The 26,875-nt window shown below is 31.0% G+C and carries 28 protein-coding genes and 1 pseudogene; 19 read left to right on the top strand and 10 right to left on the bottom strand.

Features of this window, described 5'->3' with window-relative positions; genetic code table 11:
- Positions 1 to 51 precede the first annotated feature (51 nt).
- Positions 52 to 1,212, top strand: a complete 1,161-nt coding sequence (locus tag FYJ81_RS08165; RefSeq protein WP_107384433.1) for an MFS transporter — start codon at positions 52 to 54, stop codon at positions 1,210 to 1,212.
- Positions 1,213 to 1,288: 76 nt separating this feature from the next.
- Here FYJ81_RS08165 and FYJ81_RS08160 read toward each other — a convergent pair whose 3' ends face one another.
- Positions 1,289 to 1,972, bottom strand: coding sequence for a DUF1129 family protein (locus FYJ81_RS08160; RefSeq protein WP_107386439.1), 684 nt, complete (start codon positions 1,970 to 1,972; stop codon positions 1,289 to 1,291).
- A 98-nt stretch (positions 1,973 to 2,070) separates the two neighbouring features.
- Between FYJ81_RS08160 and FYJ81_RS08155 the strand changes: the two genes are divergently transcribed.
- The 4 genes and pseudogenes from FYJ81_RS08155 (at position 2,071) to FYJ81_RS08140 (ending at position 3,995) form a co-directional block, all read left to right on the top strand.
- Positions 2,071 to 2,532: a GNAT family N-acetyltransferase gene (locus tag FYJ81_RS08155; protein ID WP_107384434.1), complete on the top strand. Its 462-nt coding sequence runs from the start codon at positions 2,071 to 2,073 to the stop codon at positions 2,530 to 2,532.
- Between the two features lie 53 nt (positions 2,533 to 2,585).
- A pseudogene (locus tag FYJ81_RS08150) lies at positions 2,586 to 2,786 on the top strand (SA0632 family lipoprotein); the annotation flags it as partial.
- Positions 2,787 to 3,049: 263 nt separating this feature from the next.
- Positions 3,050 to 3,346 (top strand): hypothetical protein, encoded by a 297-nt coding sequence (locus tag FYJ81_RS08145; RefSeq protein ID WP_046207354.1) that lies wholly within the window; start codon positions 3,050 to 3,052, stop codon positions 3,344 to 3,346.
- A gap of 94 nt (positions 3,347 to 3,440) precedes the next feature.
- Complete coding sequence (locus tag FYJ81_RS08140; protein ID WP_019468188.1) at positions 3,441 to 3,995, top strand: GNAT family N-acetyltransferase; 555 nt, start codon at positions 3,441 to 3,443, stop codon at positions 3,993 to 3,995.
- 202 nt (positions 3,996 to 4,197) lie between these two features.
- On the opposite strand, the gene FYJ81_RS08135 is transcribed toward FYJ81_RS08140, so the two are convergent.
- Entirely contained in the window at positions 4,198 to 5,625 is a 1,428-nt protein-coding gene (locus FYJ81_RS08135; RefSeq protein WP_107384436.1) for an aminotransferase-like domain-containing protein, read from the bottom strand.
- A gap of 311 nt (positions 5,626 to 5,936) precedes the next feature.
- Between FYJ81_RS08135 and FYJ81_RS08130 the strand changes: the two genes are divergently transcribed.
- A complete protein-coding gene (locus tag FYJ81_RS08130) occupies positions 5,937 to 6,554 on the top strand; it encodes a LysE/ArgO family amino acid transporter (RefSeq protein WP_119517917.1) in 618 nt (205 codons plus the stop codon).
- A gap of 57 nt (positions 6,555 to 6,611) precedes the next feature.
- Here FYJ81_RS08130 and FYJ81_RS08125 read toward each other — a convergent pair whose 3' ends face one another.
- From FYJ81_RS08125 to FYJ81_RS08110, 4 genes are all read right to left on the bottom strand, one after another.
- Positions 6,612 to 7,178, bottom strand: coding sequence for a TIGR00730 family Rossman fold protein (locus FYJ81_RS08125; protein WP_107384438.1), 567 nt, complete (start codon positions 7,176 to 7,178; stop codon positions 6,612 to 6,614).
- A gap of 3 nt (positions 7,179 to 7,181) precedes the next feature.
- Positions 7,182 to 7,646 carry a YaiI/YqxD family protein gene (locus tag FYJ81_RS08120; protein ID WP_107384439.1) on the bottom strand — a complete coding sequence of 155 codons (465 nt, stop codon included), beginning with the start codon at positions 7,644 to 7,646 and terminating at the stop codon, positions 7,182 to 7,184.
- A 62-nt stretch (positions 7,647 to 7,708) separates the two neighbouring features.
- Positions 7,709 to 8,353 (bottom strand): hypothetical protein, encoded by a 645-nt coding sequence (locus FYJ81_RS08115; protein ID WP_154409554.1) that lies wholly within the window; start codon positions 8,351 to 8,353, stop codon positions 7,709 to 7,711.
- Between the two features lie 159 nt (positions 8,354 to 8,512).
- The gene (locus FYJ81_RS08110) at positions 8,513 to 9,388 is read right to left on the bottom strand and encodes an undecaprenyl-diphosphate phosphatase (protein ID WP_107360223.1); all 876 of its coding nucleotides are present in this window, start codon (positions 9,386 to 9,388) and stop codon (positions 8,513 to 8,515) included.
- A gap of 387 nt (positions 9,389 to 9,775) precedes the next feature.
- Between FYJ81_RS08110 and FYJ81_RS08105 the strand changes: the two genes are divergently transcribed.
- Positions 9,776 to 11,401, top strand: coding sequence for an ABC transporter ATP-binding protein/permease (locus FYJ81_RS08105; RefSeq protein WP_107384441.1), 1,626 nt, complete (start codon positions 9,776 to 9,778; stop codon positions 11,399 to 11,401).
- Complete coding sequence (gene cydC / locus FYJ81_RS08100; RefSeq protein ID WP_107384442.1) at positions 11,398 to 13,074, top strand: thiol reductant ABC exporter subunit CydC; 1,677 nt, start codon at positions 11,398 to 11,400, stop codon at positions 13,072 to 13,074. The genes FYJ81_RS08105 and cydC overlap by 4 nt, the downstream gene beginning before the upstream one ends.
- 411 nt (positions 13,075 to 13,485) lie before the next feature.
- Here cydC and FYJ81_RS08095 read toward each other — a convergent pair whose 3' ends face one another.
- On the bottom strand, positions 13,486 to 13,929 hold the full coding sequence (locus FYJ81_RS08095) for a MarR family winged helix-turn-helix transcriptional regulator (protein ID WP_046207364.1): 444 nt from the start codon (positions 13,927 to 13,929) through the stop codon (positions 13,486 to 13,488).
- A gap of 225 nt (positions 13,930 to 14,154) precedes the next feature.
- Between FYJ81_RS08095 and FYJ81_RS08090 the strand changes: the two genes are divergently transcribed.
- From FYJ81_RS08090 to mdh, 5 genes are all read left to right on the top strand, one after another.
- A complete protein-coding gene (locus tag FYJ81_RS08090) occupies positions 14,155 to 15,081 on the top strand; it encodes a CobW family GTP-binding protein (RefSeq protein WP_154409552.1) in 927 nt (308 codons plus the stop codon).
- A 38-nt stretch (positions 15,082 to 15,119) separates the two neighbouring features.
- A complete protein-coding gene (locus FYJ81_RS08085; protein WP_107384444.1) occupies positions 15,120 to 16,028 on the top strand; it encodes an aldo/keto reductase in 909 nt (302 codons plus the stop codon).
- 26 nt (positions 16,029 to 16,054) lie between these two features.
- Positions 16,055 to 16,354, top strand: a complete 300-nt coding sequence (locus FYJ81_RS08080; protein WP_107384445.1) for a hypothetical protein — start codon at positions 16,055 to 16,057, stop codon at positions 16,352 to 16,354.
- Positions 16,355 to 16,394: 40 nt separating this feature from the next.
- A complete protein-coding gene (locus tag FYJ81_RS08075) occupies positions 16,395 to 17,006 on the top strand; it encodes a DedA family protein (RefSeq protein ID WP_119517885.1) in 612 nt (203 codons plus the stop codon).
- Positions 17,007 to 17,170: 164 nt separating this feature from the next.
- Positions 17,171 to 18,109 (top strand): malate dehydrogenase, encoded by a 939-nt coding sequence (mdh, locus tag FYJ81_RS08070; RefSeq protein WP_107384447.1) that lies wholly within the window; start codon positions 17,171 to 17,173, stop codon positions 18,107 to 18,109.
- Positions 18,110 to 18,181: 72 nt separating this feature from the next.
- Here mdh and FYJ81_RS13125 read toward each other — a convergent pair whose 3' ends face one another.
- From FYJ81_RS13125 to FYJ81_RS08055, 3 genes are all read right to left on the bottom strand, one after another.
- On the bottom strand, positions 18,182 to 18,457 hold the full coding sequence (locus FYJ81_RS13125) for a hypothetical protein (protein ID WP_107385382.1): 276 nt from the start codon (positions 18,455 to 18,457) through the stop codon (positions 18,182 to 18,184).
- Complete coding sequence (locus tag FYJ81_RS08060) at positions 18,454 to 19,029, bottom strand: DUF1361 domain-containing protein (protein WP_154409551.1); 576 nt, start codon at positions 19,027 to 19,029, stop codon at positions 18,454 to 18,456. Before FYJ81_RS08060 ends, FYJ81_RS13125 begins: the two co-directional genes overlap by 4 nt.
- An 817-nt stretch (positions 19,030 to 19,846) precedes the next feature.
- The gene (locus FYJ81_RS08055) at positions 19,847 to 20,266 is read right to left on the bottom strand and encodes a PPC domain-containing DNA-binding protein (RefSeq protein WP_107384470.1); all 420 of its coding nucleotides are present in this window, start codon (positions 20,264 to 20,266) and stop codon (positions 19,847 to 19,849) included.
- A gap of 207 nt (positions 20,267 to 20,473) precedes the next feature.
- On the opposite strand from FYJ81_RS08055, the gene norA reads away from it, so the two are divergent.
- The 6 genes from norA to pfkB all read left to right on the top strand — a co-directional run bounded on the left by norA (position 20,474) and on the right by pfkB (position 26,875).
- Positions 20,474 to 21,634 (top strand): multidrug efflux MFS transporter NorA, encoded by a 1,161-nt coding sequence (gene norA, locus FYJ81_RS08050; RefSeq protein ID WP_119517956.1) that lies wholly within the window; start codon positions 20,474 to 20,476, stop codon positions 21,632 to 21,634.
- Between the two features lie 449 nt (positions 21,635 to 22,083).
- Positions 22,084 to 22,830 (top strand): hypothetical protein, encoded by a 747-nt coding sequence (locus FYJ81_RS08045; RefSeq protein WP_119517955.1) that lies wholly within the window; start codon positions 22,084 to 22,086, stop codon positions 22,828 to 22,830.
- 163 nt (positions 22,831 to 22,993) lie between these two features.
- On the top strand, positions 22,994 to 23,863 hold the full coding sequence (gene galU / locus FYJ81_RS08040) for a UTP--glucose-1-phosphate uridylyltransferase GalU (protein ID WP_107384467.1): 870 nt from the start codon (positions 22,994 to 22,996) through the stop codon (positions 23,861 to 23,863).
- Between the two features lie 61 nt (positions 23,864 to 23,924).
- A complete protein-coding gene (ybaK, locus tag FYJ81_RS08035) occupies positions 23,925 to 24,404 on the top strand; it encodes a Cys-tRNA(Pro) deacylase (RefSeq protein WP_119517605.1) in 480 nt (159 codons plus the stop codon).
- Positions 24,405 to 25,196: 792 nt separating this feature from the next.
- On the top strand, positions 25,197 to 25,955 hold the full coding sequence (locus tag FYJ81_RS08030) for a DeoR/GlpR family DNA-binding transcription regulator (RefSeq protein WP_107384464.1): 759 nt from the start codon (positions 25,197 to 25,199) through the stop codon (positions 25,953 to 25,955).
- Positions 25,952 to 26,875: a 1-phosphofructokinase gene (gene pfkB / locus FYJ81_RS08025; RefSeq protein WP_107521396.1), complete on the top strand. Its 924-nt coding sequence runs from the start codon at positions 25,952 to 25,954 to the stop codon at positions 26,873 to 26,875. Before FYJ81_RS08030 ends, pfkB begins: the two co-directional genes overlap by 4 nt.

Raw genomic sequence — 26,875 nt, 5'->3', positions numbered from 1 at the left:
AGTATAATCACTCACATGTGTTAAAAAACGGGAATAGGAAGGGAGTCTTAAATGAAATATCCAATTGCTATATGGATGCTCGCAATCGGTGCGTTTGCAATCGGAATGACAGAGTTTGTAATTATGGGTTTATTGCCCAACATCGCTAGAGATTTTGATGTTAGTGTGAGTCAAGCTGGTCAACTGATTACAGGTTACGCCTTAGGTGTTGCGATCGGTGGTCCTATCATTGTAATGTTGACAATTAAATGGAATAGAAAATATTTATTGTTGGCATTAATGGCGATATTTATTATAGGAAACTTTGCAGCATCATTTAGTCCAAATTATGGATTCATGATGACGAGTCGAATTATTACTTCATTAGCGCACGGTTCATTTTTTGGTATAGGTTCAATATTAGCAGCAAGTATGGTTAAACCAGAAAAGCGTGCTAGTGCAATGGCATTAATGTTTATGGGGTTAAGCATGAGTAATATATTAGGCGTGCCATTTGGAACGTTAATTGGCCAAAGCTTTGGTTGGCCAATGACATTTATTATTATATCAATCATCGGAGCATTAGCATTAATAGGTATTATTATATTTGTACCAATGAAAAAAGAAACAGTTAAATCATCTGTATTAAATGAACTAAAAATCTTAAAAGAAAAACGTTTATGGTTAACATTAGCTGTTACATTATTTGGGTTTAGCAGTGTGTTTGCTTACTTTACTTATATATCAACAGTACTTATTGATGTGTCACATGTACAAGAAAATTTAATTTCATATTTATTAATTATATTTGGTATTGGTGTCACATTAGGTAATGTTGTAGGCGGAAAACTTGCAGATTGGAATTTAAATAAAGCATTAAAAATGATATTTAGTGCATTTATTTTATATTTCATCTTATTATATTTTGTGCAAATGAATGGACTCTTAATGGTAGCAGGTATTTTCTTTTTCGGTCTGATCGGATTCAGTATGAGTCCATCACTACAATATAAAAGTACATTAATTTCACAAGATGCACCAACACTTGCGAGTACACTTAACCAATCAGCATTTAATTTAGGAAATGCTTTAGGTGCATTTATCGGAGGTGTCGTGGTAACAAATCTACCAGTTGCATCCTTAAGTTTAATTGCGCCAATATTAACATTAATTGGCCTTATATTCTTATTTATCAATATTGCAGTAGAAAAGAAAGAAAGTATAACAACATAAGTGAAACATAAACTAAAAACACGTCAGCCACTTCTTAAATTTTAGAAGTATGTGCTAACGTGTTTTTAAATTATCTTTATAAAGAAGCATTTGTATTTTTATTAGTAAAGTGATGATCAATATATAATGCTGTTGGAATGAAGATAAAAGAAATAATAATAAAAGTCCAGTTGCTGATTAATATATATGGTCCTACAGTTAAAAATGTCTGTGGAATGAAAAAAACATAAAATATCCCACATACGGATAAAAGTAAAACGAGATATGTTAAAAGCCAAGATAAATGTGATGTACTAAAACAGCGTATTTGTACTGTTTTAAATAACATCCAAATAAAGAAAAAAATGATAGCAATACCTACGATTAATGTGAGCGGAAAAGTATATAGATATAGTCGTTTTGCACCAATAAAAAATCCTGCAAATCCTTTGAGAAAACAAAAAATACCCACAAACAGCAAAATATGACGCATAATATACTTGAAAATATTTCTTATTGTTTCATTTGGTAAACGTCTAAGTTCTCTTTTTGCATGAGCTTTTGGATCATGATCAAAGAATTCCATTGCTAATGCACCATCTTTTTCTGCTTCCAACAACTGATTTAAAACACGATTTAACATTTTTTCAGAATCATGCGGATTAACACTCAAATCTGCTCTAACGTAAGTCATATAATTTTCGAAAGTATCTCGATCTGTATTATTTAAACGTAATGCTTTTACATTGTTTTCACGCATTAATTTATCGGTAGATTTCATCGGCATTTGGCATTCCTTCTTACATATAAAATATATTGATAATGCTAATTATGACTAATATAGTATTATAAATCAATAACACTTTCAAAGGAGTAATAATGGAATATTTAAAACAAACGCAACAACAGTATTTAAATGAAATTGCAGAAATTCATGAACAACAACTTAATGAACAATATGAGCAATATCAAAACACTACTATCTCTGTTGCATTGCGCAAAGAAATGATTGAAAATGGATTAATGGCCAACACAGATGTTGTGATTATCGAAATACAACAACAACAAATGATTGCTTTTATCTGGGCAAGATATTTAAAACAATACCAAAAAGTCATTATTGAAATGATGTATGTTTCAGAAGATTATCGAAATCAAGGTATTGCGAAAGTATTAAAAAAAGAAGTGGAAATATGGGCGCATGCCAAAGGTGCTTTAGAAATCGAAAGCACAGTAGTCAACCACAATAACGCAATGAAAGATTTGAATTTTAAACTTGGATATCATATAAGTACAGTAACTATGAATAAAAGATTAATAATAAATAATGAAGATATTTAAAAATAATGATAAAATTATATTATTATTATGAAATTAACAAAAGGAGTTCTTACATGAAAAAATGTTTAGCACTCATACTTGCGTCCACTGTGTTACTTACAGCCTGTGGAAAAAATGATGAAAAAGCAACGTTAGAGAAAGATATTGATAAATTAGAAAAGCAAAATAAAGATTTGAAAAAACAAAAAAAAGATTTAGAAAAACAAAAAGATAAACTCCAAGATAAGTCAAAAAATTTAGAAAAAGATGTTAACGCTGAAACATAGGCTTCTAAATTTATTTCTTTACAAAATGATTTTATGCAATATTTCCCAGGAAATTATTGTACTATCGTTTTACAAATTGTTATAATGGGTATCATTAACGTAATGAACATAAAAAGTTTCAAAAAATAGATTTGAAATTATAAGTCAGTTGTCTAGCAATACTTTTATATCAAGCGTGACTTTATAATGAATCATTTATTATACACAGTTTTTAAATAATCATTTTTCATTAGGAGAAAGAGGGAATAACGATGCATGAAAAAGATTTTGTATTACTAGAAGGGCGTTCAATTACGCTTCCAGAGTTAGGTAGAGAAATTGAAAGTATAACTGGTAGAGAAATCAAAGATTCAACGGGTGAAATTAAACGTGTTATTGCACATTTACCAAACTTTGAATCCGATACTGATACATTTGTAGCTACTTACAAATTAAATCATAAAAATGATTTTATAGATGCAACATTTACCGCACCAAAAAGTGAACGTGGTCGGTTAAAAGAAGTGGCTGTAAATGTTGAATTGATTAGTTATATTTCAAGAGCATAAGCAAAGCTTAATCCATGTGATAGCGCGGTATGAGAATAATCATAACGCGTTATTTTCTATAGAAATTTAATTTCCAGTTTAGAGGTGTAACAGTATGACAGTTTATATAGAAACTGAGCGTTTAAGGTTACGGGACTGGCAAGCAGAAGATTTACTTCCATTTCAACAGATGAATGCGAATCATCAAGTCCGTAGATATTTCCCGAGTTTACTAAGCTATCGACGTTCAGAACATGATATGAAAAAGATGAATGACATTATTATAAATCATGGTATAGGACTTTTTGCTGTTGAATTAAAAGAAACAAATGGATGGCTTGGTTTTATTGGATTGAACTATGTACCTAAAGACAGCAAATATACGTTTGATGAGCTACCATTCTATGAAATTGGCTGGCGTTTAATCCCTGAAGTATGGGGGAATGGTTTCGCAACTGAAGGTGCAGAAGCGGTACTCCAATATGCAAAACAGCATGGTATTAATGACGTATATGCATTTACTTCAGAAAATAATGCACCTTCACGTAAGGTTATGGAAAAAATAGGTATGGAATTATATGATTTCTTTGAATATCCAGAATTAAGCAAATACCATCCGCTTAAAAGACATGTTAGGTATTATAAAGATCTGACAAAACAAGCAAAATAAAATATTAAATAAAGTAGTGAGACATAAATCTCATTCTTATAAAAAAGGCTAATCCATATGAAAATGGATGAGTCTTTTATTTATTATGATTTTGACCGTGCATGCTTGCCTGGGGATATGATTCGAGCCAGTAGTCTCTCACTCATATCATTTCCCTAGGCGTCCGCACGGTACAAATTCACAATGAATAACCATGTTTTAATTATATTTTGTTTTGTGTTTGGTTTTTAATGAGGTGACTCAATTTTTGTAATGCAACATCAATATCTTCAATGTTTATATAAGAATATGAAAACCTTATGTGATATTGAGCGTTTTTATCATAAATTTCACCGGGGTGAATTAAAATTTGATTTTGAATCGCTAAATCGAATAGTGTCTTCATGTTTACTGGCACATTCAATTTGAACCAAATATAATAAGAACCTTTAGGTATAGACCACGTACCTAATTCTTGAAAATGTTGATTTAAGGATTTTATAAATTTATTACGTCTCTCTAAAAGCGCTTGTTTTAAATATTTTAAATGTTGTTCATGGTATATGGGATTATTTAACCACTCAGTTGCGATAAATTGTGATAGTGAACTGGCACCATAATCATTTTGCATTTTTAAATCAGCTAAATGCATAACAACGGAAGGTTTACCTATAATCCATCCTACTCTTAAACCGGGGCTCACTGTTTTGGATAAACTACTCATATATAAAATATTATCGTTCTCTTCCAATGATTTTAAAGGTCGAGGGCGAAGACCTTCGAACCACAAGTCGCCGTATACATCATCTTCAACAATAGGGATACCTGCTTGTTGGCATTGTTGAATTAATTTATATTTTTCTGCTTGGGTATATGAATGTTGTGTGGGGTTATGTAAAGTCGGTATACAATAAAAGATACTATTTTTATATAACGTTTTTGCATTAAAAATAGTATTTATTTGTTGTTTTATTTTAGAAATCGGTAAAAAGTTAAGGTCTGCTCGAATATTATGCCATGTATGTACAGAATTTATATATGAAGGTGTTTCTATAATAATCTTTGAATTTGGTATGAGTAAACCGTCAGCGATTAGTTTTAATCCCTGCAATGCACCTGAAGTGATACAAATGTTTTCTTCATTACACGTAATCCCCAATTTTTTAACATGATTTACAATCGCTTTTCTTAAATTCAAATTACCTAAAGGGTGTTCATAATTGGTTTTTAGAGCAGTTGTCGTTTGTTTTGAAAATATATCTCGAAATTGCTTGTTTGGGATTAAATGTGGACTAAGTTCACCAGTACTTAACCGTATTATGTGCGCATCGAATTCTAATTCGTTAATTCGTTGTATAAAGTATTGGTTATTCTTTGAAGCGCTATTTTTAATATAGTCATGCCAATTCATATTATGGTTGATATATGTATTCCAATTGCTTTTTGAAACGTATAACCCTTTACGTGCTTTGCTTTCTAATACTCCATAACTTTGTAGTATTTCTAAAGACTGAATAATAGTTGAACGATTGACACGATATTGAGTAGCCAAATTCCTCTGAGAAGGTAATTTCATACCTGCTTCTAAATCACCAGTTTTAATCTTTGAAAGTATATCATCAATAATTTCTTTGTATTTTGGCGTGAACATGTTAAATCTCCTTTAAATGATTGGTTGGCTTTTTAATTTATAACTGGTTGGTAAAAATCAATTGAATATATTGTATCATGATTATATACAGAATCACGCTCCGTATTTATATTTGAATATTTAATGCGTATTATTTTGTAGAAGATTAATTCATTCAGTCGAAAGCATCAGTATAATGTGTGAATTAAAGCGAAATGATGGTTAGTAGTAATTGATTGTGAATGGCTAAATATACCTGCTAGTTAAGTTCGAGAGAAGGGGAAACTGGTATGGTTTAATGATGATTTTGTTATTCAGAAAGAGGAGATAATATGTTTCAACCAATGATTCATGGTTTGTTTTTAGCTTTAGGTTTAATTTTACCTTTAGGTGCACAAAATGTATTTGTATTTAATCAAGGAGCAAACCAAAAACAATTCATTAAGACAATTCCAGTGATCATAGCAGCAGGGCTATGCGATACATTATTAATTGTATTAGCTGTATTAGGTGTGTCAGTTATATTACTGTCACAACCAATGTTACAAATTGTAATTTATTGTATTGGTTTTATTTTTCTTATTTATATGGCTTGGTCATTATGGAAAGAGAAACCTCAAGCGCTTGATCGTTATCAATCAATGTCTGCGCGAAAGCAAATTGGTTTTGCTTTGTCTGTTTCATTACTGAACCCTCATGCAATTATGGATACCATTGGTGTTATAGGTACGAACGCAGCAATATATGAAGGTACAGATAAAATGTTTTTTACCATAACTACAATCATTGTTTCTTGGTTTTGGTTTATATTTTTGGCTATTGCTGGCAAAGTCGTAGGTAATATTGATAAAACTGGAAAATATATCTTAATATTAAATAAATTTTCAGCAATGATTATTGTGATAGTTGCATGTATCATATTAAAACAATTATTAGTAATACTATTTTAAACATAAGAAAAGCAGAGATAATTGCATCGTAATGCATACATATCTCTGCTTTTAAAGTTAATCGTAACTTCTAACACCTAAAGGCTTATAGTTATGAATCGTTTCGAACAGCTCTTCAGGATTGTTACATAGTGGTGCAAGTGATTGATATTTTTTATCGATAAATCCCTCATGAATCATATGATCAATCAATGTTTGTAAAGGCTCGAAAAAACTGTTGATATTATAGATAGCGATTGGCTTTTCATGAATACCAATTTGTGACCAACTATACATTTCAAAAAATTCTTCTAAAGAGCCAGCGCCTCCTGGGGCCATGACAAATGCATCTGCTAATTCTGCCATTTTGTTTTTTCTTTCATGCATAGAATCAACTAATATGAGTTCACTTAGTCTAGTACTAGTAATTTCACGTTCGTTTAACATATTGGGCATAACACCAATGGCACTACCACCATGATCTAATACACCATCTTGAATTGCTCCCATAATACCAACAGAACCAGCACCAAATACCAGTTCATAATTATGTTTAGCCATATAAGTGCCTAACTGATAAGCTTCTTTCATGTAGGATGCGTCTTTACCTTTACTTGCACCACAATAAACAGCAATTTTTTTCATACTCTATTCCTCCGTAAATAATGACAAATCATTAATTATAGACAAAAAATTTTGTTCAAATATCGCAATGTCATCTGCTGTAAAAGCAGAAGGACCTTTAGTACGCCCGCCACTTTTTCGGAATTGTGCACTAGCATGTCGTTGTTCTAACAAGGTGTTGATATTATTTTGATTGAACACAAACCCTTTATGGTGCATAACAACTTTAGCTTTATTTAATAATAAACTCGCAAGTCCATAATCTTGTGTTATTACAATATCTTCTGATTGAGTGATTTTAACTATTTTATAATCGACCGCATCTGGGCCGTCATCAACATAAATGATATTGACGTGATCAGGTTGTACTTTTGAAGAAAAATGACTAAAGCTTCGAACGACGGTAACAAAGATGCTTGTCCCTTTCGTCAATTCAACAACAGAATTGGTAACAGGACAAGCATCTCCATCAATGATGACTTGAGTCATAATAATTATTTACCTTTTTCTTCATTGTTTTGTTTAACAATGCTTTTAGCAACATAATTTTTTTACTTTTTGAATTCCGCTAAACGATCTTTTTTATTTTTATCGCGAGCTTTGTCTTCTTCTTTATGACGTTTATCTATATTTTTTTGTAATTTCTTATTGAATTTATTTATTTCTTTGCGATTTTCTTTTTCAAGTTTTTCGCCTTTTTGTTCTGTTTCTTTGTCTAGTTTTCCTGGAGTCATGCCAACTTTTTCCATGTGTTTGTTAGATTTTTTCATAGATTGAATACGTTGTTTTTCATTTTCTTGACGTTTCTTATCTTCTTCATTGTGGCGTTTGTCTATATTTTTCTGTAATTTCTTATTCATTTTCTCTGCTTCTTTACGATTTTCTTTTTCAAGTTTTTCGCCTTTTTTCTCAATATAAGCAGGATCGTGCTCTTTAGCAATACGTTTTAGTTCGCGTTTTTGATCTATATTATGTTTTTTATCAATAACATAATCTTTTGCGTTTGAAGATTTATCTACTACTGTATCTTTAATTTGAACAGATTTGTTTGCTACGGTTTTTGAAGCTTTAGCAGTTGCATCACTGGCTTTTTTAACATCTGGATGATCTTTAATACGTTTACGTTCAACGATTAACGGTACTAAAAACACAGGCGCTACTGTGATGATTGTTTTAATTAATTGCTTTTTGTCCATACTCGTTGCCTCCAATAATTTTATACTATCTACTTATTACCCCATAATACATCATAATAAACGGTAAATACACGTTCTTTCATGGATTTATTGCTATAATTTTAGAAATGAAATTTAAGAAGAGGCTGGACAAATTATTTGTCTCAGCCTCTAACCATTTTACTGTCCACTGATTCCCTGGCCTATACCAAAGCCGAAGTAAAGGATTGCGATTATAATAACTAACACAATTCTATAAATGGCAAATGGAATCAATTTTATTTTACTAATTAAGAATAAGAATGTTTTAATGGCAATTAAACCAACGATAAATGCTGTGATAAACCCTAGGAAGTAAAAACCAATGTGGTTTAAATGAATATATTCAAAGTTTTTAACTAGTGATAAACCACTTGCTGCTAACATCACAGGAACTGCCATAATAAATGTGAAATCAGAAGCAGATTTATGGTTCATTTTCATAAGTACACCTGTTGAAATTGTAGAACCAGATCTACTGAAACCAGGCCACATAGCGATAGCTTGAGATAAACCAATTACAAAAGCTTGGAAATAATTAATTTGATCTACTGTTTGTGGATTCGTAACTTTTTTACTGTATATATCTGCAATAATCATATATATTGCCCCGATAAATAATCCAATCATGACTGTTGGGACACTAAATAAATATTTTTCAATAACATCGTCAAACATTAAACCAAGGATACCGGCTGGAATCATACCCACAATGATGTGGAGTAAGTTTAAGCGTTTTGGTTTTTGACCGATACCATCGATGGGCTCAGATCTATATTTACCTATATGTAACATTTCAAAATAACGTTCACGGAATACCCAGGCTCCTGCGAACACAGAACCGAGCTGAATCACAATTTTAAAGGTGAATGCAGATTCAGAGCCTAAAAATTGAGTTGATTTTAACCACATATCATCTACAAGAATCATATGACCAGTAGAAGATACAGGTGCAAACTCAGTTAATCCTTCGACAATTCCTAGAATGATTCCTTTTATCAATTCAAGCAATATCATAATTAACCTACTTTCATAATATGGATTATAGTTTATTCATTTTCATTTTATAATAATAGCACATTAAAATTATAAAGTGCCATAGATAAATAAGATTTTGGACTAAAGACTGAGGAAAAAGGTACTTACTTCAGTTAATGGAGGCGAAAAGTATATCATTATAAATTTCCATTAGAACGGCAAAATATTTTTTAGGAAACTTTATTTATAATTTAATAAGTTTATAATGATGAAAAGTTTACTGTTTATGTTTAAAATTTAATGATTTAATCGTTTAATTATAATTATGGCAAAAATATGAATTAAGTAAATAAAAATGTATTAATTTTTGAGCCAATTCATTTCATTTTAATACAATCCATATATAATATGAACCAGGTGATATTTGTGAAAAGATTAACAAGTTTAGCGATGAAGTATAAAATTTATCCAATATTAATGTTTGTAATCAGTACAGTATTAGCGATTACTGTAGTCATTCAGAACGTTGCTATAGCAGAAATTTTAAATGCAATGTTACGCAATACACATCAAGATTTGTTAATTTTACTACTAGTGACATTAATTATTTTATTAGCAAGAGCGACATTTAATACAATAAATCAAATGATAGGTAATCGTATGTCTGCTCGCGTTAAATATGACTTACGACGTCAATTGATTTTGAATAAATCGTCAGAACCCATTGGTGTTCAAATAAATACACTAACTGAAAATATAGATGGCATAGTACCATTTTTTAATAGTTACTTTCCTCAGGTTTTTAAGTCAATGATGATACCGCTATTTATCATAATTGCAATGTGCTTCATACATTTGAACACTGCTTTAATTATGATTGTAACTGCACCATTTATACCAATGTTTTATATCATTTTTGGGTTGAAAACACGTGATGAGTCAAAAGATAAAATGACCTATTTAAATCAATTTAGTCAGCAGTTTTTAAACAAAATAAAAGGGCTGATTACGCTCAAATTATTTAATAAAACTGAGGCTACAGAACAGTCTTTATATGAAGAAAGTACAACATTTCGAAATTTAACGATGCGTATTTTAAGAAGCGCCTTTTTATCGGGATTGATGTTGGAGTTTATCAGTATGCTAGGTATTGGCCTTGTTGCTTTAGAAGCGGGTCTAGGATTGATATTGTTTGATAGTATAGATTTTAAAACGGCAGCTATAGCAATCATATTAGCCCCTGAATTTTATAATGCTATTAAAGATTTAGGTCAATCTTTTCATACTGGAAAGCAAAGTGAAGGATCAAGTGATGTTGTCTTCGATTTATTAGATCGACAAGAGCGATATGTAAAATCACAAGTGCAAACGAATAGTTATCAAAAGCCATTAATACAACTTGAGCATGTGTATTATAAATATGACGACACACAACATCATGCTTTGGAAGATATCAATCTTAGTATTTATGATGGAGAACATATTGCATTAATTGGAAAAAGTGGGGCTGGAAAGTCTACTTTAGCCCAAGTTATAGCACAACATTTTAAACCGCAATATGGCTCTGTGATCTATAAACAACAATTAAAAATTGGTTTTTTAAGTCAGCATCCATATATTTTTAACGCATCTATTAGAGATAATATGACCATGTTCCAAAAAATTGATGAAGATAAAATTTTAGAAGCGCTTGACGATGTTAACTTAAAACAGGTTGTCAATGCGTTAGAAAACGGTATTGATACTTGGATTGGTGAAGGTGGAGAGATGCTCTCTGGAGGACAGATGCGAAGAATTGAACTGTCACGTTTGTTATTATTACAACCTGATGTATTGATATTTGATGAACCTGCAACGGGATTGGATGTACAAACAGAACATGTCATTCAATCTGTGATAAACAAAAAGTTTAAAAATACGACTATCATCACTATCGCACATAGAGAAAATACCATAAAAAATGCAGATAGACGTATAAAGATTAATGAGGGTTCTGTTGAGTCTATAAAAGTAATCAAGCAAAATGCGTATAAAGGTGGTGACTTGTGTTGAGACCACATATTCAATTTAAGTTAGATAAAGATTTAATTTTATCTATCATTGTAGGTATATTAGGCAGTTTAACTGCATTAAGCATGTTTTTCTTAAGTGGTTATATGGTAACGCAAAGTGCTTTAGGTGCACCATTATTTGCTTTAATGGTTTTAATTGTTTCTGTTAAAATGTTTGGATTTATACGTGCTGTTGCAAGATATATCGAACGATTATTATCTCACAAAGCAACATTTACTATGTTGAGAAATGTGAGGGTGCAATTTTTCAAAAATATTATACCTGTCGTACCAGACGTGTATAGAAAATTTAAATCCAGTGATTTACTTGGCCGTATGGTTGGTAGTGTGGAAGCACTACAAAATATTTATTTAAGAGTTTATTATCCACCAGTAGTCATTGGCTTAACGGCGTTGATTGCAATGGTTGTGACTTTTTATTTCTCATTTGTTCATGCAATTATCATCTTTATTAGTATGTTGATAACATTGGTTTTAATTCCTTGGTTAAGCGCGAAAAAGGCACAATTATTAAAAAGGGATGTTAATCGTATACAAGATCAATTTTTAAATCAATTTTACGATTATAAAGAAGGGTATCAAGAACTTGCACGATTTGACCAAACAGAATATTATCAGCATCAGGTTTTAGAACAATTGAATGCGTATGAACAAGCACAAGCAAAAGAACAACGCTTTTTATCGTTGTATGAATATAGCTTAAATCTGGTTTCAATGATTGCTTTATTTGCAACTTTATATTTGGGTGTCACACAAGTGCAAAATCAACAGCTAGATGTTGTTTACTTAACAAGTATTGTTTTGATGATGTTAACATTATTTGAACAAGCAATTCCTATGAGTAATGTGGCTTATTATAAAGCGGATACGGATGAAGCTTTAAACAATATCAATGAAGTTATTGCACACCCAATTCAACAAGGCAATCAACCACTATCATTGGATAATGCTGTACATCAACCATTAGTAGAAGTTCAAAATGTTGATTTTAAATATTGGAATCAATCGAATTACACTTTAAAAAAAGTACAGCTGAGTGTGCAAGAAGGTGAACATGTTGCAATTATTGGTCCTTCTGGTTCAGGTAAGAGTACCTTATTACAATTAATGTTAGGTCTCTATCAAAGTGAAGATGGTATGGTTTTAATAAATAATCAAGATATTACAAGCATTTTAGATTTAGATAAATACAGTTCGATTAATGCTCTATTACAGTCACAACAATTATTTGATGGTACAGTACGTGATAATTTATTCACTGATCAAGAAGATGCAGTAATCGAAGATGTTTTTGATACACTAGGTTTATCACACATTGATTTAGATAGACACATCACACTTTCAGGTAATACACTATCTGGTGGTGAAATTCAAAGAATTGGTATTGCTAGATTATTATTAAAAGAGGCTCCGATTTGGGTGCTTGATGAACCTACTACAGCGCTAGATATTTATCATACAAATCTTGTGATGGATGAAATTCACAAACAATCTCAAACATTAATCGTTGCAACACATGATTTACGATTACTACCCAAATTTGATAAAATCATGGTTATGGTTGACGGGGAAATCATAGAATATGGAGATTACCAATCGTTACTATCAAACAAAGGCTATTTATATCAAATGGTCATGTTAAATCAAGCGTGACTTTTTAATAAAAAGTAGCAAATAAGTACTTGATTTGTAAGTGGAAAATGTTAAAAATTTAATATGAATCTCTTACAAATGAACGAATCACTGAAGTATTTGTGCAGAAATGTATAATTACTTCAGTGATTTATTAATAGTATTTAAAAAAGGGGCGGGATAGAAATCTAATTTTATTAAAAGATTCCTCCTTCCACCCTCGTAAGAATGACTAGCATTGAAAAAAGTATAAAATGATTACCTGAGCAGTCGCTCATGCATAAGCCCCACTAACCCAACAAGTTGGGAAGTGGGGCTTTACAATAAGAAAGAGTCTAGGACAATTCAATGCTGTCCCAGACTCTAGCTTTAAATTAATATATTTAATTAATCAATTTCATATAGTTTTACTTTAACATTAGAAATTTAGCATTATTTTGCTTTTTCTTCAGTAAAGGCATTAATTACTTTTGAAAGTAATCGATTTAGTTCTTTGTTTTCTTCTGCGCTAAGTGAAGATGCAACTGCCACATCTTGGCATGCTGTATCCAATTCAGGTCGAATTGCTTCACTTTTATCTGTTAAGTGGATAAACACTTCACGTTGATCTACTTCAGAACGTTCACGTTTAATTAAATCAACTTGCTCCATTCTTTTTAGTAATGGAGATACAGTACCTGTATCAAGTGCTAATTCAGTTACGACTTTTTTCACGTTAACAGGTGAATCAGCCCATAAGATTGTTAAAACTAAAAACTGTGGATATGTTAATTTGTATTTTTTAAAGACATTGTTAGAGTAGTAGCGATTTACTTGTCTTTGAGCATTATACAAACTGAAACATAATTGATCCTTTAAATTAAGTGGTTCAGACATAAAGTTCTCCTCCAGACATTCTATCCGTTTTGTTCTTTCTGTTTCGGATTTGAATCCGTCTATTGTTGTGTTACACTTCCTCAAGCATACTTTCACACTGTGCCATGCTAAAATAAAGTATGTATAAAGTTTAGAAGAAAGTCAACATTTTATCAAGTGAAAGGTTAATTATAAGAATAATTAAGGTTTTACGCAAACATTTTTATTTATGAAATGAGTGAGTATATGAAAAATATTAACAATCAGAAAACCAAAATTACGATTATTACAGGATTTCTAGGAAGTGGTAAAACAACTTTCCTCAGTAAATATATAAAATATTTACAAAAAAGCAATGAAAATCCGGGCGTAATCGTAAATGAATACGGTAATTTAGATATAGATAGCTATGCTATTAGCAATGATATTGAGGTTGTGTCAATATTAAATGGTTGCGTATGTTGTGATATGCAACTAGATTTAATAAAACAATTAAAACATTTTCTAAGCAAAAGTGCAATGCGCCATATAATAATTGAGGCGACAGGTTTAGCACATCCAATTGAAATTATTGCGGCATGTCAGGATCCTGAAATCATTGAACAAGTCGACCAACCTACAGTTATAGGATTGGTGGATGGGCCTCGCTTCTTAAATCGTTTTCAATATACCAACCATACAATTCAATTGATGGAAGAACAATTATCTGTGTGTCATGACATAGTGATGAACAAAATGGACCTCATTGATAATCATGCACATGATATTGATGAAGCAATTCACAAAATTAATCCAACAGCATCTAAATATTTTACTACATATGCAGATATGGATATGAATCAAATTAGTTCGGTTGCAAATGGAAATCAAATGAAAATAAATTCCCATGTACATCATCATGGTATAAATCGTATACATTATCATTTTTCTGGACCGATTAATAGACAATTATTTTATCAATTTATTTTACGGTTACCAGATAATGTTCTAAGATTAAAGGGATATGTGAAATTTAAAGATGTACCCGAAGATATTTATGAATTTCAATATGCTTTTAGGTTGCCAGATTATCAAACGATTGATAAAGAAGTGTCCTTGACGATAGTTATTATTGATGAGCAATTAGATGTAAATAAACTACGAAATCAATTAGATATGCTACAATTTACCTAATTTAAATTAATGTAATGAAGAAGGGGGTTTGATTCACTATGGAAAGAGTGAAGATTAACCAACATGTATCCTTTTCAAATGTAATACAAGGATTTTGGAGAGCAAAAGATTGGAATTGGACACCACAACAGTTAAATCGCTATATTAATGAACTAGTTGAACGTGGTATTACTACGATGGATCACGCAGATATATACGGTGATTATAGTTGTGAAGGAATTTTTGGAGAAGCGCTTAAATTATCACCTAATCTACGTGAACATCTTGAAATTGTTTCTAAATGTGGCATCGTATTGCCATCAGACCATTTAGCGGCAGCAGATGGACATCGATACGATCATAGTAAAAAACATATCACAGAAACTGTGGAACGTTCTCTCAAACAATTACAAGTAGAACAACTAGATTCATTACTGATTCATAGGCCATCACCATTGATGGATCCACATGAAATCACAGAAGCTGTTAAATCTTTAGTTAAAGAAGGAAAAATCAAATCGTTTGGAGTATCAAATTTCAACAAATCGCAGTATGATTTATTAAGTAAATGTTTAGTTTGTGATAAATTACATATTACTTTAAATCAATTAGAAGTTTCTCCTTATACGTTAGATGCAATTGAAGATGGAACCATTAACTATATGTACAAAGATGATGTTAAAATAATGTCATGGAGTCCATTGGCTGGAGGAAAACTGTTTGATCTTGAAGATGAAAAAACAGCAAGAATTACTGCGATTATATCTCCATTGGCACAAAAGTATAATGTTACGACAACTGCAATTATTATGTCTTGGTTAAAGAAACATCCAGCTTCAATCATGCCAGTGTTAGGCACGCAAAAGATTAATCGTATTGATGAAGCATTACAAGGTATGGCAATAACGTTAACTGACCAAGAGTGGTTTGATATTTATACAGCTTCCTTAGGTCATGATATTCCTTAGATTTTAATTTAGAAGGAGCGTAGAACATGAGTAATCAAAGTGAACAACACCTTAGAAATCAGTTTAGATTTCAACGCAATTTTATTAATTTTCCTTTTTTGGGTTTTGCAATAGTAATTGCTTTATTAAACATAATATATCCTGATATTAATTTAATGATGACATTATTTGGCCTGTTCTTTTTTTACAATGGTGCGATATTGTTTGTTGCGTTTATTAAACATTATAAACGCGTTATGGTATTAGCAATCATCTTAACCTTATTATCATTAGCACTATTTGGAATGACGATGTATTTATATGCTAAATCAAATAATTTACTATAATGTTCAATATTATTTGATTTAAATAATTAGGAGGGCATACATGGAGCAATGGATCACTCACTTTATGGAACAATATGGTTATTGGGGAATTGCTTTTCTAATATTTTTCGAGAATATCTTTCCACTTATACCATCTGAAATCATCTTAACCTTTGGTGGTTTTATGACTACACACTCTAACTTGAATTTTATTGGTGTAACACTAACATCAACTGTGGGATCTGTTGTTGGAGCGATTGTCCTTTATGGCATTGGTGCTTGGATAGGAGAGCGAAATTTATATAAAGTTGTAGATCGTTATGGAAAAATCATACGAGTAAAAAGAAGTGATTTAGATAAAACACTGCAATGGTTTGAACAATACGGTTATTGGACGATATTTTTCTGTCGATTTGTACCGCTTTTAAGAAGTTTAATTTCAATTCCAGCCGGTTTAACACGTATGAACATGCCTTTGTTTTTATTATTTACAACAATTGGTACATTGATTTGGAATATCGTTTTAATTTATTTAGGACAAACAGTTGGTAGCAATTGGCATGTTATCGTGCACTATATGGATATTTACTCTAAAATTATTTATATCGTACTTATTATTCTAGCTGTTTTTATTATTTGGAAGTGGTTGAAACGCCAACGAAAACATAAGTGAAAGTGATGATAGTTAAACGAACTAACTCAATAAATTGAGAAGTGATTTAAGGATTACCTGAGCTAGCGCTCATGCATAAGTCCCACTAACTCAATAAATTGAGAAGTGGGACTAAAAAATACTGAGACAATTCATTTGTCTAGCATTATAAGGGGGCTGACATTATGACAAAACAAAAGATTTCTATTATAGGTGCTGGTAATACAGGATCTACCTTAGCTTTTATTATCGCTAAACATGAATTAGCGGATGTTGTATTGATTGATCAACCTAAAAATGAAGGACAGGTTAAAGGTAAAGCACTGGATATATTACAAAGTAGTCCAATTTATGGATTCGATGTAAATGTTTCAGGATCAGTAGATTATTCTGATACAAAAAATTCAGATATTGTTGTAATTACTGCAGGGGTACCACGTAAGCCTGGAATGAGCAGAGACGATTTGGTTAAAATAAATGAACAAGTAATGGAAGAAGTTACAAAAGAAATTGTTAAATACTCCCCAGAATGTAAAATAGTAGTGCTTACCAATCCAGTTGATGCAATGACTTATACAGTCTTGAAAGCATCAGGTTTTTCTAAAAAACGTGTTATTGGACAGTCAGGTATATTAGATACTGCAAGATATCAAACATTTATAGCAGAAGCTTTAGGTATCTCTATTAAAGATGTTAAAGGGTTAGTTCTAGGTGGTCATGGAGATACGATGCTTCCATTAGTAAATGCTACAAATGTTAATGGTGTTCCATTGACTAAATTATTAGATGAAACTACTATTAGCCAAATTATTGAACGCACTCGAAAGGGTGGTGCTGAAATAGTGGAATTACTAGGTACAGGTTCTGCTTATTATGCGCCAGCTTCGGCGGTATATAGTATGTTGGAAGCAATTTTGAAAGATCAACAACGTTTATTACCTGCCATCGCATATTTAGAAGATGAATACGGTTTTTCTGATATTTGCTTAGGTGTGCCTACAATATTAGGCGGAAATGGTATAGAACGCATTTTAGAGCTTACACTTTCGGATGAAGAATTAAAGCAATTACAAATTTCAGCAAATGCTGTTCAACAAGTGAAACAATCACTTAAAAATAAATAATTTAATATTTTAAAAAATAAAACCCACAGTAGTGTGTACTGTGGGTTTTTTATTATTTATTTTAGTTTGTGATTACATTCTGAAAATACAGATATATACCGCAACGTATTCAAAAAAAGTTAAAATATACATATATTTTAATCTTATCTTTGTTTTAATAGAAACATGCCAATTAGGATATTTTCGTTCATAATAAAATAATTGTAAATAAAATAAACCGATACCTAGTGGTAAACACATAAGCAAGATGCTTTTTGTGTATGAAAATCCTACGTCATGAAGTAAATGTCCAATAATTAATTGAAATACGATGAGTACAATAAGTAAAATTAAGATATTAAAAGTCATTTTGTACGTTGTACTCCTTTCGCAAATGTATAAATTAAAATTTGAAGTAATACCAATAATATGACAAATAGGAAAGCATCAAAATCTAAATGATTGACAACTTCTCTATAAATTCGAAGTGGTTCATTGATAATATAAACAGAATGCAAACGTAAGAACCGTCCAATATAAATACCTAAGCCATTTAAAAACATCATAATGAGTATAATGGTTCTATTTAACCAACGGTGAGTTGTAAAGTTTTCCATTTCTACAAACATCAAAATTAATAAATATAAAGCTAATAAGACGCCAGCAACTAAAAATGTAAAATACACCCATTCAACGATGATTAAACCTTGATAAAAATTAAAAGTAAATTGATTTAAATGTATTAAATCCGTAACCATATATAGCGTATTGGGCACCATGCATAAAAATATAAGCACAAAAACGATAAATAATGGCCATTCATATTTATATTTCGGTTTAAATAAATTTAATAGTAAGCATAATTCGAATGGAACATATGCTAGAAAGAGATTAAGCGTCATAAATTGATAAAATTGATTAAAGAAAATTGATATGATCATTAAAATTAAAAATATTGTTCTAGCAATGTAACGAGGGGCGATACTTACACCTACTTTCTTTTTGGATTTATATTTGTGTTAAGCACACAAGCTCATATAATTATTTTTATAGAGTATAACTATAGCTGAAGTTTAAAAAACAACTTTACCTGAAATGGAATTTTTATATAATCTTGTCTATGAAGTATTAGATATTGTTTTGTACATGATAATAAGTATTAATTTTAAACAACAAATAAAAATCCCCTTAAAAAGCTTATTGCCAAGGGAACATAAACGTAAAATTACGAACGTGATTTTTTATAATACAATTTATAGACAGAAATTTCAATTATAAACACTAGTCAAAATGAATGAAAACGTTTTATAGACAAAAACAAGTTAAACATAAATATTTATTTTCAAATAAGGGATAATCCATAAAATTTGGATTATCGTGTAAGACTTTTGCCAGTTGTCAATTAGTATAGTTCGATTCAATAGTTATTTACATAATCAATCCTTGAGCGTCAACACGTTTCAAAATTGTAAAAAAGATACATGTTAATACAAAAAACAAATGGAGCATGGTAGTCGGCGATATTACAAAAATTTCATAAACGTATAAAAACGTTAATTTCTATATAATTTCAATAGAAATTAACGTTTATCCTTTAGGCAGAGATATTAATATACATGATGGTTGATTAGTATAGATTACTTTTTTTAATCCTTACTTATAAAAAATCATATTTAAATTGATATATTTTTATAAGTTAAATACAGTTAAAGTATTATTCGAATAATGTTAAAACCTTGTTGGGTGGGCGCCAATGAATTACAAATCTAATAGATTTAGGCCAATATCGGCATTGTGTTTACGATTTATATCTAAGTTTGTCATTGTAATGACGATTTCTGCAGTAGCTGAAACAACGGCTTTTGTTAAATGACCACTTAATGTTTCATATTGATTAGTACCAAAAGTTGCATGTAAATGTGCAAATGGCTTTTCATCAATATGAGAAATATTACCTAAAAGGCTAATTAATTCTAAAGGTTCTTTAATTTCTTTTTTTTCATAGGTTTTAGTATCTAAATTATAGAAATTTAATTCTACGTCATCACAAGCGCCGATACCACTGACTGTTCCAAATTTACCATTTTGCTCACGAGCAAGATCCGTTACAGCTTCAACAATGTCTTCACCTTGTTCTAAAACTAATACGATTGTATTGCCATCTACTTGATATACCATTTGAAAACCTCCATTCAAATTAATGCATTTAATATCATTATACAATTAATTATTTATGAGATGTATAATAGTGTTTGAAAATGTAAGTTTTTCTATTGTTTTTCTGTAGGAAAATGTTATAGAATGTTCTAATATTGTGCATTCCTCTAAATTAAAGATACAAAACAAGATGATGAAAAAAGTGTATAAAAGAATGGAGTGAGAAACGTGAATAAACAATTTTATATTTTATATTTTAATATCTTTTTAGTCTTTTTAGGTATAGGTCTAGTTGTACCAGTACTACCAGTATATTTAAAAGGTTTAGGTTTAAAAGGTAGTGATTTAGGAATTCTTGTTGCGGTCTTTGCACTCGCACAAATGATTATTTCACCATTTGGTGGTACGCTTGCAGATAAATTAGGTAAAAAATTAATTATTTGTATTGGACTTGCACTTTTTGCAATTTCAGAATTCTTGTTTGCCGCAAGTCACACGTTTTCTCTACTAATCATTTCTAGAATATTAGGTGGTTTTAGTGCTGGAATGGTCATGCCTGGTGTTACTGGGATGATTGCGGATATTTCTATAGGAAAAGATAAAGCAAAGAATTTTGGTTATATGTCGGCGATCATTAATTCAGGCTTTATTTTAGGACCTGGTTTAGGAGGTTTGCTGGCGGAAGTATCGCATAGATTGCCGTTCTATGTGGCTGGTACAAGTGGTGTCGTGGCACTTATATTATCTATTACATTAATTAAAAATCCGAAAAATGAAACGCAAGATGGTTTTACACAATATCAACCTGAATTATTGGCTAAAATAAATTGGAAAGTGTTCCTCACTCCAGTCATTTTAACGCTAGTGCTTGCATTTGGTTTGTCTGCGTTCGAAACATTATTCCCTTTATATACAGCCGATAAAGCACATTATTCACCTATAGATATCTCCTTTGCAATTACCGGTGGCGGTATTTTTGGTGCGATATTCCAAGTGTTTTTCTTTGATAAGTTTATGAAATACTTTGAAGAGCTTACTTTTATTACGTATGCATTACTTTATTCAGCGATTATTTTACTTGCATTGACGTTTATGCATAGTTACTGGTCAATTATGATTATTAGTTTTATAGTATTTATTGGTTTTGATATGATTCGTCCAGCAATTACCAATTATTTTTCTAATATAGCTGGAAATCGTCAAGGATTTGCTGGTGGGTTAAATTCGACTTTTACCAGCATGGGGAATTTCATAGGCCCATTAGTAGCGGGTACATTATACGATATTAATTTTGAATTTCCACTGTATATGGCGATATTAGTGATGTTTATTGGTATGATCGTAATATTTTTTGAAAAAACAATTAGAAATCGTCTGAAAAAATCATAAATTTAATAAAAGACGCAGCCATTTTGCTATGGTTATTACTAAATGTTTATGAATGGCATGTAAAAATGAATAATTATTTTATAAAAGACAAATTAGCTAATGTTATAGGAGTAAGAGATGAAATTAGAACTACCATTTTAATTTCGTCTCTTACTTTTTTTATTAAGCAAATTAAACATGGCAATTTTTAAACATACGTTCATTAGCAAGATTGCTAAATATGTATGAAGTAACAGGATGTAATGGTTAATGAATTAAGTGATATAAGAATTATCAGAATTTGTACATTAGAATTTCAAATATGACACGAATGTTAAATAAAGTTGCACACATAATATTCATGTTACAGAAATTACAATTGTTTTAAATTGTGGTCTATATAAGTTTTTTGTTAAATATTTGTGATAATATGTTGTTATTATTAAAGAGAGATGATTAAGGGGATAAAGTTGAAGAATTTACTATTATCAATATTGGCTTTCCTATTAACATGTTGTTTCATATTTTTATTAGTGTTAGTTACGAACCAACAAGTGCTTGCAAAAGTACATGAAACAATATCGAGTTATTCCGATACAAATAATGTTGCCCAATCCAAAGCAGGGGAAGAAAAAGCAGATTTTGATTCAAATGTGCCGGATGACACGAAACATGAAGTGCCAAAGGAAAAGCCATATAATGCAAAAAACCACGAACCTATAGCAAAATTAGCAACACATGATTTGAATGATAAAGAGGCTGGCGAAATCAATTTGCCTCAATTTTCAGAAGCGCTAAATAAAGCACAAAAAATGGTTGATAGTGATAACCATTCTGAAAATGAATATAATGACTATGGTATTGATAGTACATGTGAGGGGACATATTACTATATTTTCACTTTCAAGAATAAGCAACATCCCGAAACATATTATAGAGTCACTGTAGATCAAAATAATAAAGCAAGGATATTTGATGATGCTTATAAAGTGCAAAATCACCAAGACCAAGACAAACCGAGAATATCACCACATGAGTCAGAAGTAATAGCTCAAAAATATGCAAAAGATGCACTAGGAAAAAATGCTACCTTGAAGCAAGTACATGCTTCAAAGCAAGGTATGTTTTATACATTTTATGATGCGACCGCTAAAAAAGAATATAAAGTTATTGTGAATAAACTGGGTGATGTCATACGTCAACCTGCACTAAAATAGGAAAATGAAAACATTCAACTTTTAGATTCTATTGAAGTTGGATGTTTTTTATTGTCATAAAAAGTATAAAGTTAAATGTATCGATGTTATTATTATATTAAGTTTAAACTGATTTATACTTTGATGAATATTTAATTAATAAAAATTGAAAAGGATGAATGTTTTGAAAAAAATAAAAAAAGCAATTATACCTGCAGCAGGATTAGGTACAAGATTTCTTCCGGCAACAAAAGCTATGCCAAAAGAAATGTTGCCGATTTTAGATAAGCCAACGATTCAATACATTGTAGAGGAAGCAGCTCGTGCTGGTATTGAGGATATTATTATTGTAACTGGTAAACACAAGCGAGCAATTGAAGATCATTTTGATAATCAAAAAGAATTAGAAATGATTTTAGAAGAAAAAGGAAAAACGGATCTATTAGAAAAAGTGAATTATTCTACAGAACTTGCTAATATTTTTTATGTAAGACAAAAAGAACAAAAAGGGTTAGGACATGCGATTTATTCAGCACGTCAATTTATTGGCAATGAACCTTTTGCGGTACTATTGGGTGATGATATTGTGGAGTCAACACAACCAGCCATTAAACAATTGATAGATACATATGAAGAAACTGGTAAATCTGTAATCGGTGTCCAAGAAGTGAATGAAAATGATACACATCGTTACGGCATCATTGATCCGTTAGGTAAAAGTGGGCGTCAATATGAAGTGAATCAATTTGTGGAAAAACCGAAACAAGGAACGGCACCTTCAAATTTAGCGATTATGGGGCGTTATGTGTTAACACCTGATATCTTTGAATATTTAGCAAACCAAGGTAAAGGCGCCGGTGGAGAGATTCAACTGACAGATGCTATTGAAAGAATGAATAAAGAAAGTCAAGTCTATGCCTACGACTTTGAAGGTGAGCGTTATGATGTCGGTGAAAAATTAGGTTTTGTAAAAACTACAATAGAATTCGCTTTAAAAGATCAAGAAATGAATGAAGCATTAACGAAATTCATTAAACAACTCAAGCTAGATTGATGATTTGGGATAAAATTATTTTGATATGCATAAAACATTTTTAATCATATGAGGTATCGAAATGAAACAAAAGAAAACAAATGCTATGCGCATGTTAGATCGTCAAAAGATAAAATACAATGTCAATACGTATGAAATCTCGGATGAACATATGGACGGCACTGAAGTAGCACACAAAGTTGGCATAGAGGATAAATACGTATATAAAACACTTGTTTTGGAAAATAGTCATCACCAACATTTTGTGTTTATCATTCCAGTAAGTGAAACTTTAGATATGAAAGCGGCAGCTAACGCCGTAAATGAAAAGAAATTACAATTAATGCCTTTAGATGAACTTAAAAACGTAACAGGTTATATTAGGGGCGGTTGTTCACCGATTGGAATGAAAAAACAATTTCAAACTATTGTCGATCAGCAAGCAACATGTATAAATTCTCTTTATATTAGTGGCGGAGAACGTGGGGTACAGATTGAAATGACAGTTGATGACTTGATTAAAATAACTAATGCAAAAGTGTTGAACGTCACTCATCAATAACAATATAATAAGATAATTAAAATCACGAAGTGGTCATGATACCATTTCGTGATTATTTAATGAGCAGTAAGCAATCATATACTTTTATGAAATCACGAGCGTTAATGATTTGAAATTTTATTCGAATTTTGCGCTCTTTTTTTTATGCGTTTTTTAAATTGATGTTCTACGATTGTTAAAAACATAACGCTCAATGTAAAAAATGTGAGAACCATAGTTAAAACAAGCATAGAATCTATTGGAGATATAAGTAAAATTAACAACACGATAAAGTTACTAATATAAGCATATGTATAGAGTAAAATCATGGTCATTTGTATATATTTGTTCGTCGTTTGACTAAGAAATTGTAACAGGTTAAACCCCATTTGAAAAAACAACAGGATATACATAATCAACGTTTGAAAAAATACAAAGTCAGTTTTGAATTTTTCGCTTATATATATGTTGAGTATCATTAAAATAGCAAAGATCATTGCGATACTGATTCTGATTCTTTTTTCCCATTTTACTATAGATGATGGTTGCATAACTTCAAGACACACTCCTTGTAAGAAATAAGTGTAATGAAAAAAGGTTGCATAATACATGATTATTGTAACGTAATGAGATGTATTATCAAGATGTTCAAATGTGGTTATTAATACATAGATAAAAATCATAAATAATTGAGAAAAAGGTGGAATATCAAATTTTATTGGCATAATATGATTGTTTTTGATTGTTTTTGACAAAAAATGATTGAAATAAGAAAGCGTAACCATTATAATGAAAATGAAATGAGGTGGAGGGATGATTACTGAAAAACGGCAGGAACTCATATTGACTGAATTGTCAAAAAAAGATTTTTTGACGTTACAGGAATTGATAGATCGAACAGGATGTAGTGCATCTACAATTCGCCGAGATTTATCCAAATTACAAAAAGTTGGGAAATTGAAAAGAGTGCATGGCGGTGCAATGTTAAACGACTCATCTATCTTAGAACCTAATTTAGCAGATAAACGCGGTACAAACTTAAAAGAAAAGCAAGAAATCGCACGGTTAGCAGCGCTGGAAATAGAAGATAATGAATGTGTTTTTATAGATGCTGGTTCGACTACACTTGAGATGATCCCTTACATCAGTGCACAAAATATTGTTGTTGTAACGAGTGGTTTGACGCATGTCGAAGAGCTAATTAAACAGGGTATTCGAACATTTATTTTAGGTGGAGAAATCAAATCGACAACATATGCGACAGTAGGTGCTAGCGCGCTTGAAACGTTGAAAAGCTATCGTTTTGATAAAGTATTCCTTGGTATGAATGGTATAGACATAAAGTATGGTTTAACTACACCTGATGAGCAAGAAGCGATTATTAAAAAATACGCTATACATTTAGGGACAAACGCTTATATTTTAGCTGATCATGATAAATACGACAAGGTATATTTTGCACATGTGCCTGTAGAAACACAAGTTAGCATTGTTACTTCTAAAAAAGTAAAAGAGAGTGACATATTTAAGAAATATACTGAACATTATACATTTATTGGAGGTACACGATGATTTATACGGTAACTTTTAATCCCTCTATTGATTACATCATGTTTGCTGATGATTTTGAATTAAATGGATTAAACAGAGCGACAGAAACTTTTAAATTTGCTGGAGGTAAGGGGATCAATGTTTCAAGAGTGTTGCAAACATTGAACGTACCTTCAACAGCCTTAGGATTTGCAGGTGGATTTCCGGGTCAATTTATAGATGATACTTTAAAAAAAGCAGGTATTCAAACTGATTTTATAGAGATAGATGAAGATACACGGATTAATGTAAAACTAAAAACTGGTGATGAAACAGAAATAAATGCACCAGGTCCAAATATTTCTCAAACACAATTTGAAAATCTACTCAGACAACTTAAACAAACTTCAAAAAAAGATATAGTAGTCGTGGCAGGAAGTATACCGAAAAGCGTCCCTAAAGATGCGTATGAGCAAATTGCAAAAATCACAAACCAAACAGGAGCTCGATTAGTCGTAGATGCTGAAAAAGATTTAGTGGAATCCGTATTAAAATACAATCCACTATTTATTAAACCGAACAAACATGAATTAGAAGTTATGTTTGATACAGCAATCAATTCGGATGAAGATGTTATCCATTACGCACAAGAAATTATGAAACAAGGAGCATCATCTGTGATTGTGTCACTTGGTGGCGAGGGTGCAGTTTATGTTGATCATAAACATAGTTTGAAGGCGTCAGTACCTCTTGGTCAAGTTGTCAATACAGTTGGTTCAGGTGATAGCACTGTTGCAGGCATGATAGCTGGACTTGAAACAGGTTTGACGATTGAAAACGCGTTTAAACAAGCAGTTTCTGCGGGAACAGCAACTGCTTTTAACGATGATTTAGCTTCATACAAAGCAATTGAAGATATTAAAGAACAAGTGACAATTACGACTCTAAAGGGGAGTGAATGA

Origin of the sequence: Staphylococcus sp. McC-251-APC-3A2, assembly GCF_009695665.1 — a bacterium.
Lineage (GTDB): Bacteria > Bacillota > Bacilli > Staphylococcales > Staphylococcaceae > Staphylococcus > Staphylococcus cohnii.
The sequence above is the reverse complement of the archived record's forward strand: the minus strand, read 5'-3'. Positions and strand labels throughout refer to the sequence as shown.